The sequence below is a fragment of the Ciceribacter sichuanensis genome, assembly GCF_024055605.1.
Taxonomy (GTDB): domain Bacteria; phylum Pseudomonadota; class Alphaproteobacteria; order Rhizobiales; family Rhizobiaceae; genus Allorhizobium; species Allorhizobium sichuanense.
On sequence record NZ_JAMXLX010000014.1, the window covers coordinates 31796 to 50238 of the forward strand.

The following is an 18443-nucleotide window of genomic DNA, read 5'->3' on the forward strand; positions in this document are numbered from 1 at the left end:
TCAAGCACTCTCCCTGAAATCTGCATCATCGGCATCCGGTCCGCCCATGGTCAGGTCGAGGGCAAATCCCTTGGCCTTGGCCTGCTGGGCGGCGACATTCATTCCACCGTGGAAAGCCGGCTTCTGCGGCACACGTGGAGCCACGGGGCGAGCAACCGCCGCGCGCTGCGCAGCAGGCTTCTGTGCGGCGCGAGCGGACGCGCCATCGACCTTGAAGAAGGCGATGGAAGTCTGCAGTTCCTCGGCCTGGGCAGCAAGCTCTTCCGAGGTCGCCGACATTTCTTCCGATGCACCGGCGTTCTGCTGCGTCACCTTGTCGAGCTGCTGGATCGCTTCGTTGATCTGCGATGCACCGATATCCTGCTCGCGGCAGGCGGCCGAAATCTCGGCAACCAGTTCCGCCGTCTTGCGGATATCCGGAACCAGACGGTTCAGCATCTCACCGGCATCCTGGGCGGACTGCACGGTCTCGCCCGACATGGCGCTGATTTCGGCAGCGGCAGACTGCGAGCGTTCGGCAAGCTTGCGCACTTCCGAAGCGACGACCGCGAAGCCCTTGCCGTGTTCGCCGGCACGAGCGGCCTCGACGGCGGCGTTGAGCGCCAGAAGGTCCGTCTGGCGGGCGATTTCCTGCACGATCGAGATCTTCTCGGCAATCGTGCGCATGGCGGCAACCGCACGGTTCACCGCATCGCCGCTTGCCTCTGCATCCTTGGCGGACTGGCGGGCGATCTTTTCCGTCTGGGCGGCATTGTCGGCGTTCTGCTTGATGTTGGCGGCCATCTGCTCCATCGAAGCAGAGGCCTCTTCAGCCGAAGCCGCCTGTTCCGTCGCACCCTGCGAAAGCTGCTCGGAGCTCGCCGAAAGTTCCTGGCTGCCGGACGATACGTTGTCCGAAGCGGAAAGCGCATCGGCCACGACACCACGCAGGCGCTCGACCATGCGCAACAATGCGAGGCCCAACGTGTCCTTATCGGACTGCGGCTTCGGCGTGACGGTCAGGTCACCATTGGAAATCATGTCGGCAACGGTCGCCATTTCCTTGAGGTTACCGGTCATGCGATTGATGGTGTCGACCAGATCCTTGATCTCGTCGTTGGTCTTGATCTCGACACTCTGGTTGAGATCACCGATAGCGACAGCTTCAGCCACATGAGTGATCTTGCGCAGGCCGGCGCTGATGCCGAGCGCGATCCAGAAGGCGGTGATAGAAGCCACGATAACGGCGAAGACGGACAGAGCTATCAACAGTGTGCGCGTCGACTGATATTCGGCGTCAGCGTCAGCCTTGGCCTCCTCAAGGCGATCGCGGTTCATCTGCACGCCTTCCTCAAGCTTCTTGGTCAGTGCACTGGCATCTTCACGGCCTTCGTTCGCGGACATGCGCGACGCCTCTGTCGTGTTGCCCATGCTGACGAGCTGGTGAATGCGCTTGTCGCTGGCTTCGAAGTTGTCGATGGCGACGCGCAACTGCTGCCAGTAATCCCGGGTCGCGGCACTTGCAGTCGATGCCATTTCCTCGAACATCTGGCTGAAGGTCGCTTGTTCCTCCAAGCTGAGATCAATGTATTTCTTCACCTCTTCCGGCGTCGTCGCCAGGATCATGTTCTTTTGCGCACGAACGATGGTCAGCGAAATCGCGTTCAACTGCTGGATTTTGTCGAGGCGCACCACGGTGCCCTCGATCACCTCGTCCATGTTAGATTTGGAATCGGCAAGGCTCAAAATGCCGTAAGCCGATGCTACCAGCAGCATCAGCACCATGAAGCCAAAGGCCAGAGCCAGTTTCAGTTTGATCGTAACGCGCATATCCCTACCCCGCACTTGTGAACGGGCATGCAAGGCGCATGCCCCCGTTTCGTGATGTTGCTTTGACAACCGGCAACGAAAGCAGGATGGCGAAACATTCACGCCTGCATTCGCCGACTCCCGGCGATCATCGACACCAGCGCATTCACACGCGGGCCTCGTACGGACGCCCTCGAAACGAGAGCGTCCAACTCAACTGTCTACCTGCGGGAAAGCTTATGCGCTTTCCCTGAAATCTGCATCGCCGGCATCCGGTCCGCCCATGGTCAGGTCGAGGGCAAAGCCCTTGGCCCGAGCCTGCTGGGCAGCGACGTTCATGCCTGCAGGAGCCGCCTTCTGGGGCTTGCGCTGGGGAGCGCGTGCCGCAGGAGCCGGAGCCGAAACCGGAGCCCGCTGGGCGACCGGTCGCTGGTCGATACGGGAAGCCGCATTATCAACCTTGAAGAAGGCGATGGATGTCTGCAGTTCCTCGGCCTGGGCTGCAAGCTCTTCGGAGGTCGCCGACATTTCTTCCGATGCACCGGCGTTCTGCTGCGTCACCTTGTCGAGCTGCTGGATCGCTTCGTTGATCTGCGATGCACCGATATCCTGCTCGCGGCAGGCGGCCGAAATCTCGGCAACCAGTTCCGCCGTCTTGCGGATATCCGGAACCAGACGGTTCAGCATCTCACCGGCATCCTGGGCGGACTGCACGGTCTCGCCCGACATGGCGCTGATTTCGGCAGCGGCAGACTGCGAGCGTTCGGCAAGCTTGCGCACTTCCGAAGCGACGACCGCGAAGCCCTTGCCGTGTTCGCCGGCACGAGCGGCCTCGACGGCGGCGTTGAGCGCCAGAAGGTCCGTCTGGCGGGCGATTTCCTGCACGATCGAGATCTTCTCGGCAATCGTGCGCATGGCGGCAACCGCACGGTTCACCGCATCGCCGCTTGCCTCTGCATCCTTGGCGGACTGGCGGGCGATCTTTTCCGTCTGGGCGGCATTGTCGGCGTTCTGCTTGATGTTGGCAGCCATCTGCTCCATCGAAGCGGACGCTTCTTCAGCCGAAGCCGCCTGTTCCGTCGCACCCTGCGAAAGCTGCTCGGAGCTCGCAGAAAGCTCCTGGCTGCCAGACGATACGTTGTCAGAGGCCGACAGTGCGTCACCGACCACGCCGCGAAGACGCTCGACCATTTCGTTCACATACGTCAGGAGGTCACCGACTTCATCGCGGCTGGTAACCTGCGCGGTGCGGGTGAGATCTCCTTCAGCAACGCTGCGGACGGCGGTCACTGCACGCGACAGACCACGGCTGATCGTCAGCGACAGCCAGAGGGCAGCGGCAACGGCAATGGCAAAGGCAATGCCGGCAACAGTCAGCAGCAGGGCGCGCGTCTGTTCGTAGCTGTGAGCTGCCTCAACCTGCGCCCTATCCATGTTGGCGATGGCCTGATCCTGCAGCTTGATGGCGAGTTCGCGCAGCGGCAGCGAAACCTTACCCAGTTCGACGGTCGCGTAGGCCAGAGCGGGATCGCGACCCTGCGTCTTGTGGATCTGCTCGATCTTCTTGGTCACTTCACCAAGGGCCTTGGTCGTCGTCTGCAACTCGAGCCACATCGGGCGACCTTCCTCGCTGGCATTTGGAAGACCTTTCTCGATGACATCGGCAAGGTTCTGCGTGCGCTGCTCGGCGTTGCGATAGTCGGCTTCCGTTTCTTCCGCAGTCGCGCGCAGCATGGCGTTGCGCTGGGCGCGAACCTGCTCTGCCTGCTCGATATTCACCTGCATGGCATATTGCAGCTGCTTTGCCGGGCCCTTGATCACGGAATCAAGCGCGTGGTTCAGGCTGGAGAGGCTGGTGACGGCATAGAAAGCCACGCCAGCCAGCAGAAGGACGACTGCCGAGAAGGCCAGTGCGAGTTTGAGTTTAATGGTGAAGCGCATGAAATCGGAATCCTTGTGTCACGCGGACAGATTGGCGAGATGAAGCTGTGAGCGTTCACTCTTCTGGGAGAAGATCGCTTCCAGGTTCGGGAGTATGATGAAATCGCTGCCCCTCTTCACCAGGCAGTGGATGAAGTCTGGGCGCCAACGCATGCCGACGCTCGGCGGCGGTTCGCTGGCGGCGCGATTGAGTGTGGTGACTTCATTCACCTTGTCAGTCCGGACGCCGATCAAAGTCGGTTCGCCCTCGATATCCAGTTCAATCACGATGATCCGGCTATCGATCGTCGGCTGCATGGCTTCCATGCCAAAGGCCAGCCTTATATCGGCAAGTGGTATGACCTTGCCGCGAAAATTGATGACACTGCCGACGAAAGGCCTGCTCCCCGGCACAGCCGTCTCCGGCAGAAGATCGAGGATTTCCTGAACGATGACCGCGTCGAAGGCGAAGGTTTCACCTGCCATTTCGAAGGTCAGAACCTCCGCCTCGTCGGCATTGCCCCAGTAGCCGTTCGTTACCATCTTCAGTGCTCCGCTCATCCTGCCGCGCGCAACTGCGCCTCCTGATGTTGACCCGAAGCCACCAGATGGGTGACGTCCAGGATAAGGGCGACGCTGCCGTCCCCGAGGATCGTAGCGCCGGAGAAGGTCGCCACATCATGATGCAGCTTCGACAACGACTTGATCACCGTCTGGTGGTCGCCGATGATCTGGTCGACGACCATTCCGACGCGCTCGGTACCGGTGGAGATGACGACGATCTTCTGGAAAGGATCCGGCTTGGTGCCGGTCTGGAAAAGTTCGCGCAGCCGGATAAACGGCACCAGGCTTTCACGCAGCGAAATGAAGCTCCGGCCCCGCGAACGCATGTCGTCCTCGACAGAAAGCTCAAGGCATTCCTCAACCGCCGAAAGCGGGATGACATAAGGCGCGTTGCCGACCCGGACGAGCAGGCCGTCGATGATTGCCAGCGTCAGCGGAATGCGCAGGGAAATCTCGGATCCCTCGCCCGGCGTACTGGTGATGTCGATGGTGCCGCGAAGAGCCTCGACGGTCTTCTTGACGACGTCCATGCCGACGCCGCGGCCGGAAAGATTGGTGATGGTCGCGGCCGTCGAGAAACCCGGCTGGAAGATCATCTGCAACAGTTCCGGATCGGTCAGCGTGGCACCGGGCTGGATCAGGCCGGAGGATTCCGCCTTGGCCCTGACGCGGGTACGGTCGATACCGCGACCGTCGTCCTTGATGGTGATGATGACTTCGCCGCCCGACTGATGCGCCGAGAGTATGATGCGGCCCGTCTCGGCCTTGCCGGTGTTGCGACGATCCTCAGGCAGTTCCAGACCATGGTCGATAGAGTTGCGCACCAGATGCACCAGCGGATCGGCCAGACGGTCGATAACGGTCTTGTCGACTTCGGTGGTTTCGCCTTCGGTCACCAGATCGATCTTCTTGCCCGTCTCGCGGGAGAGATCGTGAACGAGGCGGCGGAAGCGGCCGAAGAGGCTTGCCACCGGCATCATGCGCAGAACCATCATGGTATCGCGCAGCTCGCCCGAAAGGCGTTCGATATCTTCGGAAACCGCGCGCAGCTGAATTTCCATGGTCGCATCGGCAAGCTGCGACAAGCGCGACTGGGCGATTACGAGTTCGCCAACCCGGTCCATCAACTCGTCGAGGCGTTCGGCGGGAACACGCACGTTTTCCGCGGCCTTGGCCTGCTGCTGCGGTTTGTTGTCCGCGGCGGGCACCGTATTTTCGGCTGTCTTGGCAGGAGCCTGGGGAGCCTGAGCAACCGGCTGCGCGATAGCGGGCGCGGCAGAAGCCTGCTCCTTGGTCGCTGCCGGCGTGGAAGCTTCGCCCTTCAGGCGCTCGATCGACAATTCCATCTCATCCATGACGAAGATGAAGACATCCTCGATCGCCTCGCGTCCGCCATCGGTAACGAGGTGGACATCCCAGGCGAGATGCATTTCCGTCGGCACAAGTGCATCGAGCGGGGGAACCTTGCTGGTGTCGGCAACGATCCGGCACTCGCCGAGATCGCGCAATTCGTCGAGCAGGCCAAGCGGGTTGGTGCCATTCGCCATGGAATCGTGCGGCAGACTGAAGCGGATGCGCCAGGCGCCACCCTTTTCGTCGTCCTGCTGCGCTGCCTGAACCCCGGCGACCACCGGGGCTACCTCAACCGCGCCACCCGAAACGGCGACGGCGGCATGCAAAACGGCGAGCAGTTCCGCGCTCTTTTCCTCATGATCGCCGTTCGGCGTCTCGAGCAGAGCGCGCATGTGGTCCTGGGCGGCGAGAACGGCAGTTACGAGTTCCTGGGTGGCGGGCACATCGCCCTTGCGCACCCGGTCGAACGCCGTTTCGCAATGATGGGTAAAGGCTGCCAGCGCGTCGAAGCCGAACATCGCGCCGGAACCCTTGAGGGTGTGCAGACCACGAAAGACAGCGTCGATCTGGTCCTTGTCGTCCAATCGGCTGGTGAGGTCGAGCAAACCCGCCTCGACCTGTTCAAGCAATTCAGTCGCTTCCGTCAGGAAGACTGCGATTGGATCGACGTCTGTCATCTGCCGAGGACCTTCTTTGCAACCTTCACGAGGTTTTCAGGATCGAAAGGCTTGGTGAGCCAGCCGGTCGCGCCGGCGGCCTTTGCCTGCTGCTTGATGTCACCATCGGATTCGGTGGTGAGGAAGATGATCGGGATACCGGTGTTGGCTGGAACCTTGCGCAGTTCCCTGATCATGGTCAGCCCGTCCATGTTCGGCATATTGAGATCTGTGATGATGAGGTCGAACTGACCGCCATTCACCTTGGTAAGGCCATCAGTGCCATCGACGGCTTCAGTCACCTGATAGCCGGCGTTGGTCAGTGCGATGCGGGTGGTCAGGCGAACGCTGGCGGAGTCATCCACCGTGAGAATTTTGGCGCTCATCGAAGGTCTCCTCCATTGAGCCAGAAACTGGATGTTGCGGATTTAGGGTCGTCGAGAAGGCCGGCCCGTTCGAGAACGTCGAGAAGCCTGTCGCTCGCCGGATGGCTGAGAGCCAGCGACTTGCCGCGCCCGGTGGCATAGTTTCGGGCTGCTTCGATCAACTGCACGAAACTGACGTCAACGTCGGCATTTCCGGCTATTTCCAACGAAATACGTTCGTTATTACCAATGAAATCTAATAAATCCTTGTGAATATCTGTCGCGTTTCGGATCGTACAAGGACCATCCAGTTTGAGTATTGCGGCACCGGGCGACATCGTTTCTCCAAGCAAGCGAAGCAGTTACTGCGTTGCAAAAACGCTCTCATCGGACGGTTAATGTGCCGTAAACAGACTGCAACGAATTTTAACTCCCCGATATTCGTTAGACTTTTACCAAAGTTGAAAAGTCGACTTTTACCAATGGCGACAAATATGTCCCCCCGTTGTGGATGGCTTAAACTTCTTCAGGCAGCATGGCCTCGGTTGTCCAAAAGCCACCGAAATAGTGAGCAGCCAAATTCGACTTTCAAAAGAGCGCAGGATTTCAAAATGCGCCGAGAAGACCTGAAACGGGCGGGGATTAGACAGAATGCAGCACGCCAGACTGAGCCATGACTTCGCAGCTCCCACCACCGGCACGATTTCGACGGATCTCGAACAGGCCCGCACGGCCATCGAGAAGCGCTTTCTCGAGGGCGGCACCATCCTGCTTTCGGTGCTGGAATCGATCGACAAGCTGGCGGCGACGCTGGATGCCGTGACCGGCGCGCTTGACGGTGGCAGCGCCGAGGCCACAGGCCGCGAACTCAAGGCAACCATGACGGAGCTTTCGGCGCTACCCGAGCGGGAAAGCCGCCGCCAGACGGCGCTTGCCACCATTTCAACGATCGAGAAGGGTCTGCGCGACAAGGTCGTGACGATGCGCGAGACGTTGCGCTACCTGCGCACCTTCGCCATCACCGCCAAGATCACCGGCGCCGGCATCGCGGATTTTGCCGGCTTTGCCGAAGAAATCATCGAGCGCATCCAGTACGGCGCAAACCAGGTCGACAAATTTGCCGAAACGCTCGACCAGCTCGGCAAGCGCCTCGATCCAGCGGCGGCCCGCGGCCGGGAGATCCTGCAGCAGTTCGAAACCGTTGTTCCCGGCATCGTCAAGGATCTCGCCCAGAGCAGCGAACTCCTGACCGAGCAGCACCGCACACTCGGCGCCACCGCCCAGCGCGTGCGCAAGCTTGCCGGCGGTGTGCAGATGAAGCTCGCCACCGTACTTTCCGCCATGCAGATCGGTGATATTTCCCGCCAGCGCATCGAGCATTGCCAGTCAGCCTTCGCAATCCTTGGCGACTATCTTGAAACCGGCGAGGGACGCTCGCTTTCCGAGGATCAGAAGAACAGGCTTTCGCTCGCCATTACCTGTCTGGTCGCCCGCCAGCTCGAACAAACGAGCGGAGATTTCGGTCGCGACACGACGAAAATTGTCAACACGATGGGAAGCTTCAGCGGCGATATCGGCGAAATGCTGTCCCTGCGCGACCTGATGGCCGGGAACGGCGAAAGCGGCAACAGCCGCGCAATCCGGCAGCTTGAACAGAACGTCGCCGCCGCCCGGAAGATCGTGACGACCGTGGAGGCGGCCTCGCTCGAAGCCACCGACCTCAGCCGCAGCACCGCCGAACTGGTCGGCGAACTGGTTTCCGGCATCGAGATCGTCCGCGTGGTGCGCACCGATATCCAATACATGGCGCTGAACACCAACCTGCGCTGCAGCCGCATCGGCGAGGAAGGCCGCGCCATCAATGTCGTCACCGCTGAACTGCGCAATTTCGCCGGCCAGATGGACGAGACAGCGGAAGCCATCCTGACCGCGCTGCACGCGCTTCAGGAGGCAGCAGCCGAAATGGCCGAGGGAACCGATGGTTCCGACGGTGACGCAAACCTCGGCAAGCGCCTGCATTCAGCAGCATCGCGCATCCATGACGCCGGAGACGGCATGGAGAAGGATCTTGCTCGCCTTGGCGAGGATGGACGCGACGCCGCCGAGCGCATGGAAAAGGCCATGGTCCAGCTCGATTACAAGGCAGAACTCGGCGACATCCTCGATCGTTGCTCGGGCGAAATCGCCGAGGCCGTCCAGGGCGCCCAGCCGGATCTTTCGGATCTCGGCCCCGCCATCGAGGTCATCGGCAGCCAGATCTACCGCACCTACACCATGGTTGCCGAACGCGAGATCCACGCAGCCGTTCTTCCGCTTCCCGCGACCGCAGCCGCTCCGGTCGCTGCAGCGTCTTCCGCGGATGACGACGAGGATCTCTTCGAATCCGCCTTCTTCTAAGGTCCCTGCGGCGAAATGACCCCATCGACGGGACTTGCATCGCAGGATGCAGGTCCCACTTTCGTTTTGTAACCCGGGTAACGTCTGCCCCGGGTTATGCGGATAGATCAGGGGCGTGTCAGAATATCTCACACCGTGACACGGTCTGCCCATGAACCGCACTGGCGGGACAGATGCCGCCACCCTATGTGAAACAGGATGATCAAGCCGGAAGCCCTGCTCCACCCGACGCCGGAGGGCCTTTATTGCCCGCCTGGCAATTTCTACGTCGATCCGGTCCGGCCGGTTTCGCGGGCCTTGATCACGCATGGCCATTCCGACCACGCCCGGCCCGGCCATGGCAAGGTGCTCGCCACCCGGCAGACGCTCGACATCATGCGCATTCGTCTCGGACCGGATTTCTGCGGCAGCGAACAGGCGATTGCATTGGGGCAATCCCTTGAAGTGAACGGGGTCACCGTCAGCTTTCATCCCACCGGCCATGTGCTGGGCTCCGCCCAGATCGCAATCGAGAAAGAGGGGGCGCGGATCATCGTCTCGGGCGATTACAAGCGCAGCAGCGATCCCACCTGCGCGCCTTTCGAGCCCGTTCCATGCGATGTCTTCATCACCGAAGCCACCTTCGCGCTTCCGGTCTTTCATCATCCCGATCCCATGCGCGAAATCAGCAAGCTCATCACCTCGCTCGCGCAGTTTCCGGATCGCAGCCATCTGGTCGGCGCCTATGCGCTGGGCAAGGCGCAGCGGGTGATCTCGCTCATTCGCCGCGCTGGGTATGACGAGCCGATCTATATCCACGGCGCACTCTCCCGGCTTTGCGAATATTATGCGAGCGAGGGCATTCCGCTTGGCGAACTCAGGCCGGCAACCGACGACGCGATGGCGGCGGACGGATTTCGCGGCAAGGTCGTTATCGGTCCGCCATCCGCCTTCAACGACCGCTGGGCCCGGCGTTTCAACGATCCGCTATCCATCTTCGCCTCCGGCTGGATGATGATCCGGCAGCGGGCCAAGCAGCTTGGCGTCGAACTTCCGCTCGTCATCTCCGATCACTGCGACTGGCCGGAACTGACCGCCACGATCCGGGAAATCGCACCTCAGCAGGTCTGGGTCACCCATGGGCGCGAGGAGGCGCTGGTACGCTGGTGTGAGCTGAACGGCATCGCAGCCCGGCCGCTGCATCTTGTCGGCTATGAGGACGAGGGAGATTGATGACGCCATGAAAGCCCTCTCCGACCTGCTCGATCGCCTCGTGCTGACGCCCGCGCGCAACGGCAAGCTGACGCTGCTCACCGACTATTTCCGCGAGACCCCCGATCCCGACCGGGGCTATGGGCTCGCGGTCCTCGCCGGCACGCTAGACATTGCCAATGTGAAGCCGGCTCTCCTGCGCGAACTGGTGCTGGAGCGCATGGACGAGGAACTGTTCCGCTATTCCTATGATTACGTCGGAGATCTCGCCGAAACCATCTCGCTGGTCTGGGACGGCGACCGGGTCACCCAGCGTTCGCTCACAAGCCAGCCACGGCTTTCCGAGGTGATCCATGCCCTGCAGAATGCCAGCCGCAGCGATACACGCGGCGTCGTCCGGGGGCTTCTCGACGTGCTCGACACATCCGGGCGTTTCGCATTCCTGAAGCTGGTGACCGGGGGCTTGAGGATCGGGGTCTCGACCCGCCTTGCCAAGCAGGCGCTCGCCCAACTCGGCCAGAAGGACATCACCGAGATCGAAACGCTCTGGCACGGGCTCGAGCCACCCTATGAGCCTTTGTTCGCCTGGCTGGAAGGTCGAGATGACAAGCCGGTCCTCGCGACGCCGGCGATCTTTCATTCGGTCATGCTTTCCAATCCCGTCGGCGACCGCGATCTGGAGGGGCTGGACCCGAAGAATTTCGCCGCCGAGTGGAAATGGGACGGCATCCGCGTACAGCTTTCGCATTTCGGCGGGAGACGAAAGCTCTATTCTCGTTCGGGCGACGACATTTCCGCATCGTTCCCGGATGTGCTGGAGGCCGCCGAATTCGAGGGCGTGATCGACGGGGAACTCCTGATCGGCGGGACACTACGCTCGAACCAGCCGACCCGGACATTTTCGGACCTTCAGCAACGACTGAACCGCAAGACCGTTTCCGGCAAGATGATCCGCGAATACCCGGCCTTTATCCGGGCCTACGACATGCTCTTCGATCGCGATGCCGACATTCGCGGCGAGACATTTCTCGACCGGCGGGAGCGGCTCACTCGCATGATCGATAATACCGCACCAACGCGTTTCGACCTTTCGCCGCTGGTGCCGTTTTCCTCCTGGGAGGAACTCGACCGCCTGCGCTCCACTCCCCCCGATCCCGTGATCGAGGGCGTGATGATCAAGCGGCTCGACAGCAGCTATCAGGCCGGACGCGCCAAGGGTCCGTGGTTCAAATGGAAGCGCGACCCGATGAATGCCGATGCCGTGCTGATGTATGCACAACGCGGCCACGGCAAACGTTCGAGCTACTATTCCGATTTCACCTTCGGGGTCTGGACTGCGGATCCGGAACAGGGGGACATACTCGTTCCCGTCGGCAAGGCCTATTTCGGCTTTACTGATGCGGAACTCGAAGTCCTCGACCGCTATGTGCGTAACAACACCGTCGATCGGTTCGGCCCGGTGCGGGCGCTTCGCGCTGAACCGGATCACGGTTTCGTCGTGGAAGTGGCCTTCGAAGGCATTTCCCGATCCGGCCGGCACAAGTCGGGTGTCGCGATGCGGTTCCCCCGCATCGCACGGCTGCGGCAGGACAAGCTGCCGCGCGAGGCCGACCGGCTGGAAACGCTGGTCGGCATGATCGACAGGGCAAGCTGAGCGTCAACGCCGCTTGGTCAGGCAGCGCGACACGCTGTCGTGCCAACCGGCAATAGCCGCAATACGCTCGGCCTGCGGCATGGCAGGCTCGAAACGATGATCGCGGCGCCAGCGTTCGGCAAAGCCCTTGCGATCCGGCCAGATGCCAGCGCGGGAGCCCGCGAGCCATGCGGCGCCGAGGACCGTCGTTTCAAGAATCACCGGCCGGTCGACCGGGCTTGCCAGAATGTCGGCGAGCCTCTGCATCGTCCAGTCGGAGGCGACCATGCCGCCATCGACGCGCAGCACGGTTTTGTTGGCTGCCCCGTTCCAGTCCTTCTTCATCGCCTCCAGAAGGTCGTGGGTCTGATAGGCGACGCTTTCCAGTGCCGCGCGGGCGAATTCCTCCGGCCCGGTGCTGCGCGTCAGGCCGAAGATCGCGCCGCGCGCATCCGCATCCCAATAAGGAGCTCCAAGGCCGGTAAAGGCAGGCACGAGGTAGACGCGCTGGGTAGGGTCCGCCTTCATGGCCAGCGCGCCCACCTCGGAAGAAACGCCGATGAAACCGAGTTCATCACGCAACCACTGCACCGCCGCACCGGCGATGAAGATCGAGCCTTCCAGCGCATAGGTCGTCACCCCGTCCAGCCGGTAGGCGATGGTCGTCAGCAGCCGGTTCGACGATGCAACCCGGTCGGTGCCGGTGTTGAGCAGGGCGAAGCAGCCGGTGCCATAGGTGGACTTCATCATGCCAGGCTCGAAGCAGGCATTGCCGATCACCGCCGCCTGCTGGTCGCCCGCGACACCCAGAATGGGAATGGCGACGCCGAACACAGACGGATCGGTCACGCCGAAATCGGCGGCGCAATCCTTGACCTCCGGCAGCATGGCGGCGGGAATGCCGAGGATCGACAGCAGTTCGTCGTCCCAGCGGTTTTCGCCGATATTGTAAAGAAGCGTTCGGGACGCGTTGGTGGCATCGGTGACATGCACCTTGCCGCCGGTCAGCTTGTAGATGAGCCAGCTATCCACCGTGCCGAAGCAGACCTCGCCCGCCTGGGCACGGGCGCGCAGTCCCTCGACATTCTCCAGCAGCCAGGCGAGCTTGGTGCCGGAAAAATAGGGGTCGAGCAGCAGGCCGGTCTTTTCGGTGAACTTCGGTTCGAGACCCTTTTCCTTCAGTTCCTCGCAGAAGCGGGCCGTGCGGCGATCCTGCCAGACGATCGCGCGGTGCAGCGGCTCGCCGGTCCTGCGGTCCCAGACAACTGTGGTCTCGCGCTGGTTGGTGATGCCGATCGCTGTGATGTCGGCGGCGGATACGCTTGCCTTGGCGAGTGCGGTTCGAACGGTTGCGAGAACGCTTCTCCAGATTTCCTCGGCATCGTGTTCCACCCAGCCGGAAGACGGGAAATGCTGCGTGAATTCCTGCTGGCCCACGCCTGCGATCGTCATGTCTCCATCGAAGACGACGGTGCGGCTGGATGTGGTTCCCTGGTCGATGGCGAGGATATAACCACCCATGGAATTCGCTCCCTTTCGCATGACAGGTGAAACGGGATCGCCTGCCCTGCCCTTTTTTCTCTGTCCTGCGCCGTTACGGACGCAAGGCCGCTACGCATTTCTTCGGGAAGTCTTCCTTCCCTAACAACAGGTGACCGGGGCACTTGACGCGCCCCGGTCCTTCTCCCGGTTTACCGGGATTTACTTCTTCCAGCTGGCGACGAGTTCGTCATAGTTGACGGTTACGGGCTTTTCCTTCTCGTTCTCGATCTTCAGCTGCGGCGCAAGGTTACCTTTCGCGACGGCATCCTTGTTCCAGTACTCGATATCATGCTCCTCGGCGAGCTTCGGGCCCATGTCGCCCTGAACACCGGAGCGTTCGAGGCGAGAAAGAACCTTTTCCTGCTCGGCGCACAGCGAATCCATGGCTTCCTGCGCGGTCTTGGCGCCGGAAGAGGCGTCGCCGATTGCCTGCCACCAGAGCTGGGCGAGCTTCGGATAGTCGGGAATGTTCGTGCCCGTCGGCGACCACTGCAGGCGAGCCGGAGAACGGTAGAACTCGATCAGACCGCCGAGCTTCGGCGCGCGATCGGTGAAGGACTGGTGATCCAGCGTCGACTGACGGATGAAGGTCAGGCCGACATGGCTCTTCTTGACGTCTACCGTCTTCGAGGTGACGAACTGGGCATAGAGCCATGCGGCCTTGGCGCGGTCGTCAGGAGTCGACTTCATCAGCGTCCAGGAACCGGCGTCCTGATAGCCGAGCTTCATGCCGTCCTTCCAGTAGACGCCATGCGGAGACGGGGCGAAACGCCACTTCGGCGTGCCGTCCGCATTCACGACCGGCAGACCGTCCTTGACGAAGTCGGCCGTGAAAGCCGTGTAGGTGAACATCTGCTGGGCGACTTCACCCTGAGACGGCACCGGACCGGATTCGGAGAAGGTCATACCGGCGGCGGAAGCCGGAGCATAGGCCTTCAACCAGTCGAGATACTTCTGGATCGAATAGACTGCAGCCGGGCCGTTGGTATCGCCGCCACGGGCAACGCAGGAGCCGACCGGACGCGACTTCTCGTCGACCTTGATGCCCCACTCGTCGACCGGCAGGCCGTTCGGGATGCCCTTGTCGCCGTTGCCAGCCATCGACAACCAGGCGTCGGTGAAGCGCCAGCCGAGCGACGGGTCCTTCTTGCCGTAGTCCATGTGGCCATAGACCTTCTTGCCGTCGATCTCGCGGCCGGTGAAGAACTCGGCGATATCCTCGTAAGCCGACCAGTTGACCGGAACGCCGAGGTCGTAGCCGTACTTGGCCTTGAAGTCTTCCTTGTTCTTGGCGTCGTTGAACCAGTCGTAACGGAACCAGTAGAGGTTGGCGAATTGCTGGTCGGGAAGCTGGTAGAGCTTGCCGTCCGGGGCAGTGGTGAAGGACTTGCCGATGAAGTCGTCGATATCGAGGCCGGGATTGGTGACGTCCTTGCCTTCATTGGCCATGAAGTCGGTCAGCGAACGTGCCTGCTGGTAACGCCAATGGGTGCCGATCAGGTCGCTATCGTTGACATAAGCGTCATAGATGTTCTCGCCCGACTGCATCTGTGTCTGCAGCTTCTCGATGACATCGCCTTCGCCGATCAGATCATGGGTGATCTTGATACCGGTGATCGCGGTGAAGGCGGGCGCCAGAACCTTGGATTCGTATTCATGGGTGGTGATGGTTTCCGAGACCACCTTGATGTCCATACCGGCAAACGGCTTGGCAGCGTCGATGAACCACTGCATTTCCTTTTCCTGGTCGGCGCGAGACAGCGCCGAAAGGTCGCCGACCTCCTTGTCTAGGAACTGTTTTGCCTCGTCCATGCCGGCGAAAGCCGTACCGGTCAATGCCAGCAGCATGGCTGCCGTCGTTGTCAAAAGATGCCGTCGCATGATTGTCCTCCCAAGGGTTTGCGATTGCAGTTTTCGTCGTCGTGGATGGCGAACCTCCCCGCCACCCGTTCTTTCTGCCTCACACGAAGCGGAATACGCCGATCGCGTAGACCACTGACAAGGCGAGAGCCCACCAGAGGCTGGGACCGCCAAGTCCCAGCCAGGCAAGATGAATGAACGCCGAACCGAGCAGCGACACGAACAGGCGGTCGCCGCGGGTGGTTTCAAAGCGCAGTATACCGACGCGCGGATTGCCGCCCGGCGAGAAATACTCCCACACCCCCATCACCGCGATCAGCGTAAAGATGATGATGAAGAAGAGGGCCGTCGGAAGCGTCCAGGCCATCCATGAGAAATCCATAGCAGCCTCCTGTCACACGCGGCCGAGGGCGAAGCCCTTGGCGATGTAGTTGCGGACAAAGTAGATGACGAGCGCGCCGGGAATGATGGTCAGCACGCCGGCGGCGGCCAGCACGCCCCAGTCCATGCCGGAAGCCGAGACCGTACGGGTCATGATCGCGGCAATCGGCTTGGCATCCGTCGTGGTCAGCGTGCGGGCGATCAGGAGCTCGACCCACGAGAACATGAAGCAGAAGAAGGCGGCGACACCGATACCGGAGGCAATCAGCGGCATGAAGATCTTCACGAAGAATTTCGGGAAGGAATAGCCGTCGATATAGGCGGTCTCGTCGATCTCCTTCGGCACGCCGGACATGAAGCCTTCGAGGATCCAGACGGCGAGCGGCACGTTGAACAGGCAGTGGGCGATGGCCACCGCGATGTGAGTGTCGATCAGGCCGAAGGCCGAATAGAGCTGGAAGAAAGGCAGCGCGAAGACCGCCGGCGGCGCCATGCGGTTGGTCAGCAACCAGAAGAATAGATGCTTGTCGCCGAGAAAGCGGTATCGCGAGAAGGCATAGGCCGCCGGCAGGGCCGCCGTGACCGAGATCACGGTGTTCATCACCACGTAGATGATCGAGTTGATGTAGCCCTTGTACCAGGAGGGATCGGTGAAGATCACCGTATAGTTCCTGAGCGTCGGGTTCTTGGGCCAGAGCGACAGTGCACCGAGGATCTCGCTGTTTTCCTTGAAGCTCATGTTGACCAGCCAGTAGATCGGCAGGATCAGGAAGAGGATGTAGATCGTCGGAACGAGGAAGGAGAGCTTGCCGCGGGTATCGTGGTTCATGGTCCTGCCTCCCTCACTTCTGCGGTGCGTCGTTGATGGTCATGACGGTGTAGAAAATCCAGGACAGGGCCAGGATGATCAGGAAGTAGATGATCGACATGGCCGCCGCCGGACCAAGGTCGAACTGGCCGACCGCCATCTTGACGAGGTCGATCGACAGGAAGGTCGTGGAGTTGCCGGGGCCGCCGCCGGTGACGACGAAGGGCTCGGTGTAGATCATGAAGCTGTCCATGAAGCGCAGCAGCACGGCGATCAGCAGCACGCGCTTCATCTTCGGCAGCTGGATGTAGCGGAACACCGACCAGCGGGAAGCACCGTCGATCTTGGCGGCCTGGTAATAGGCATCCGGGATCGAAACGAGACCTGCATAGCAGAGCAGCACGACGAGGCTGGTCCAGTGCCATACGTCCATGACGATGACGGTGATCCATGCCGCGGTTGGGTCCTGCGTATAGTTGTAGGAAATGCCGAGCGCCGTCAGCGTGTGGCCGAGAAGGCCGATATCGACACGGCCGAAGACTTGCCAGATGGTGCCGACGACGTTCCACGGGATGAGCAGCGGCAGCGCCATCAGCACGAGGCAGACGGGGACGCCGAGACCCGTTTTCGGCATGTTGAGTGCGATCAGGATGCCGAGCGGCACCTCGATCGCGAGGATCACCATCGAGAAGAAAAGGTTTCGGGCCAGTGCGTCCCAGAAGCGGTCGGATTCCAGCATCTGCGTGAACCAGTCGGTACCAGCCCAGAAGAACTGGTTATTGCCGAAGGTGTCCTGCACCGAATAGTTCACCACCGTCATCAGCGGGATAACCGCCGAGAAGGCCACCAGCACCAGTACCGGCAACACCATGAACCAGGCCTTGTTGTTCCAGGTCTTTTCCATGACTCAGCCCTCCGTGCCCACGCGCCAGGAGTCGGCGTAGATGCCGATTGCCTTCGGTTCGAAAGTAATTCGCGCCTCTGTCGGCACTTCGTCATCCTCCGGAACGACGATCGACAGCGACTGGCCGCAGAATGTGGCGCGAACGATCTTCTGACGGCCGATATCCTCGACCTTGTTCACGTGGACCGGCATGCCTTCGCGTCCGAGACGGATGAATTCGGGGCGGATGCCAAGCTCGATCTTGCCGCCGGCGCCAACCTTGGGCGCTCCGGCAAGCGGAATGACCTGATCGCCGATCAGGGCCGAAGAGCCTTCAACCGCGACCGGCATGACGTTCATGCCCGGAGAGCCGATGAAATAGCCGACGAAGGTGTGACTCGGCTTCTCGAAAAGCTCGGCCGGCGTTCCGATCTGGACGATCTGGCCGTCATACATCACCACCACCTTGTCGGCGAAGGTGAGCGCCTCGGTCTGGTCGTGGGTGACATAGACCATGGTGAAGCCGGACTGGCGGTGCAGCCGCTTCAACTGCGAACGCAGCACCCATTTCATGTGCGGATCGATCACCGTCAGCGGTTCGTCGAAGAGGATCGCGTTGACGTCGGAGCGCACCAGACCGCGACCAAGCGAGATCTTCTGCTTCTGGTCGGCGGTCAATCCCTGCGCGCGGCGCTTCGCCATGCCGCCAAGGTCGATCATTTCGAGGATTTCGGCGACGCGGCGCTGCACCTCCGCTTCCGGAACATGCCGGTTGCGCAACGGAAAGGCGAGATTGTCGAACACCGTCATCGTGTCGTAGACGACCGGAAACTGGAAGACCTGAGCAATATTGCGCTGTTCGGTCGAAAGTTCGGTCACGTCGACCCCGTCGAACTCTATGCGTCCATCGGACGGATGCAGCAGCCCGGAAATGATGTTGAGCAAAGTGGTCTTGCCGCAACCGGATGGGCCGAGCAGCGCATAGGCTCCGCCATCGGCCCATTCGTGATGCACTTCCTTGAGCGCGTAGTCGCCCGCGGCTTTCGCCCTGGCGTTATAAGCGTGGCGGATATGCTTGAGATTGATACGTGCCATGATCCCC

General features: G+C 61.2%; 15 protein-coding genes. 3 read left to right on the forward strand and 12 right to left on the reverse strand.

Annotated elements, in window-relative coordinates:
* The 6 genes from NBH21_RS24915 to NBH21_RS24940 all read right to left on the reverse strand — a co-directional run bounded on the left by NBH21_RS24915 (position 1) and on the right by NBH21_RS24940 (position 6984).
* Positions 1-1809: a methyl-accepting chemotaxis protein gene (locus NBH21_RS24915; RefSeq protein WP_252759592.1), complete on the reverse strand. Its 1809-nt coding sequence runs from the start codon at positions 1807-1809 to the stop codon at positions 1-3.
* Between the two features lie 216 nt (positions 1810-2025).
* Positions 2026-3729, reverse strand: coding sequence for a methyl-accepting chemotaxis protein (locus NBH21_RS24920; RefSeq protein WP_252759593.1), 1704 nt, complete (start codon positions 3727-3729; stop codon positions 2026-2028).
* A gap of 18 nt (positions 3730-3747) precedes the next feature.
* A complete protein-coding gene (locus NBH21_RS24925; protein ID WP_425340477.1) occupies positions 3748-4251 on the reverse strand; it encodes a chemotaxis protein CheW in 504 nt (167 codons plus the stop codon).
* A gap of 14 nt (positions 4252-4265) precedes the next feature.
* Positions 4266-6302, reverse strand: coding sequence for a chemotaxis protein CheA (locus NBH21_RS24930; RefSeq protein ID WP_250913009.1), 2037 nt, complete (start codon positions 6300-6302; stop codon positions 4266-4268).
* The gene (locus NBH21_RS24935; protein WP_250913008.1) at positions 6299-6667 is read right to left on the reverse strand and encodes a response regulator; all 369 of its coding nucleotides are present in this window, start codon (positions 6665-6667) and stop codon (positions 6299-6301) included. The genes NBH21_RS24930 and NBH21_RS24935 overlap by 4 nt, the downstream gene beginning before the upstream one ends.
* The gene (locus NBH21_RS24940; RefSeq protein WP_250913007.1) at positions 6664-6984 is read right to left on the reverse strand and encodes an STAS domain-containing protein; all 321 of its coding nucleotides are present in this window, start codon (positions 6982-6984) and stop codon (positions 6664-6666) included. Before NBH21_RS24940 ends, NBH21_RS24935 begins: the two co-directional genes overlap by 4 nt.
* A gap of 313 nt (positions 6985-7297) precedes the next feature.
* Here NBH21_RS24940 and NBH21_RS24945 point away from each other — a divergent pair, with 313 nt between their 5' ends.
* The 3 genes from NBH21_RS24945 to NBH21_RS24955 all read left to right on the forward strand — a co-directional run bounded on the left by NBH21_RS24945 (position 7298) and on the right by NBH21_RS24955 (position 11888).
* Positions 7298-9043: a methyl-accepting chemotaxis protein gene (locus NBH21_RS24945; RefSeq protein ID WP_250913006.1), complete on the forward strand. Its 1746-nt coding sequence runs from the start codon at positions 7298-7300 to the stop codon at positions 9041-9043.
* A 201-nt stretch (positions 9044-9244) separates the two neighbouring features.
* Complete coding sequence (locus tag NBH21_RS24950; RefSeq protein ID WP_250913013.1) at positions 9245-10255, forward strand: ligase-associated DNA damage response exonuclease; 1011 nt, start codon at positions 9245-9247, stop codon at positions 10253-10255.
* Between the two features lie 7 nt (positions 10256-10262).
* Positions 10263-11888 carry a cisplatin damage response ATP-dependent DNA ligase gene (locus NBH21_RS24955; RefSeq protein ID WP_250913005.1) on the forward strand — a complete coding sequence of 542 codons (1626 nt, stop codon included), beginning with the start codon at positions 10263-10265 and terminating at the stop codon, positions 11886-11888.
* A gap of 3 nt (positions 11889-11891) precedes the next feature.
* On the opposite strand, the gene glpK is transcribed toward NBH21_RS24955, so the two are convergent.
* The 6 genes from glpK to NBH21_RS24985 all read right to left on the reverse strand — a co-directional run bounded on the left by glpK (position 11892) and on the right by NBH21_RS24985 (position 18436).
* Entirely contained in the window at positions 11892-13388 is a 1497-nt protein-coding gene (gene glpK, locus NBH21_RS24960) for a glycerol kinase GlpK (protein WP_250913004.1), read from the reverse strand.
* Positions 13389-13568: 180 nt separating this feature from the next.
* Positions 13569-15290, reverse strand: a complete 1722-nt coding sequence (locus NBH21_RS24965; protein WP_250913003.1) for an ABC transporter substrate-binding protein — start codon at positions 15288-15290, stop codon at positions 13569-13571.
* Between the two features lie 79 nt (positions 15291-15369).
* The gene (locus NBH21_RS24970) at positions 15370-15651 is read right to left on the reverse strand and encodes a DUF2160 domain-containing protein (RefSeq protein ID WP_250913002.1); all 282 of its coding nucleotides are present in this window, start codon (positions 15649-15651) and stop codon (positions 15370-15372) included.
* A 12-nt stretch (positions 15652-15663) separates the two neighbouring features.
* Entirely contained in the window at positions 15664-16479 is an 816-nt protein-coding gene (locus tag NBH21_RS24975) for a carbohydrate ABC transporter permease (RefSeq protein ID WP_099056034.1), read from the reverse strand.
* 13 nt (positions 16480-16492) lie between these two features.
* Positions 16493-17362, reverse strand: a complete 870-nt coding sequence (locus NBH21_RS24980) for a carbohydrate ABC transporter permease (protein WP_250913001.1) — start codon at positions 17360-17362, stop codon at positions 16493-16495.
* A gap of 3 nt (positions 17363-17365) precedes the next feature.
* Positions 17366-18436 carry an ABC transporter ATP-binding protein gene (locus NBH21_RS24985; protein WP_250913000.1) on the reverse strand — a complete coding sequence of 357 codons (1071 nt, stop codon included), beginning with the start codon at positions 18434-18436 and terminating at the stop codon, positions 17366-17368.
* Positions 18437-18443: the final 7 nt, after the last annotated feature.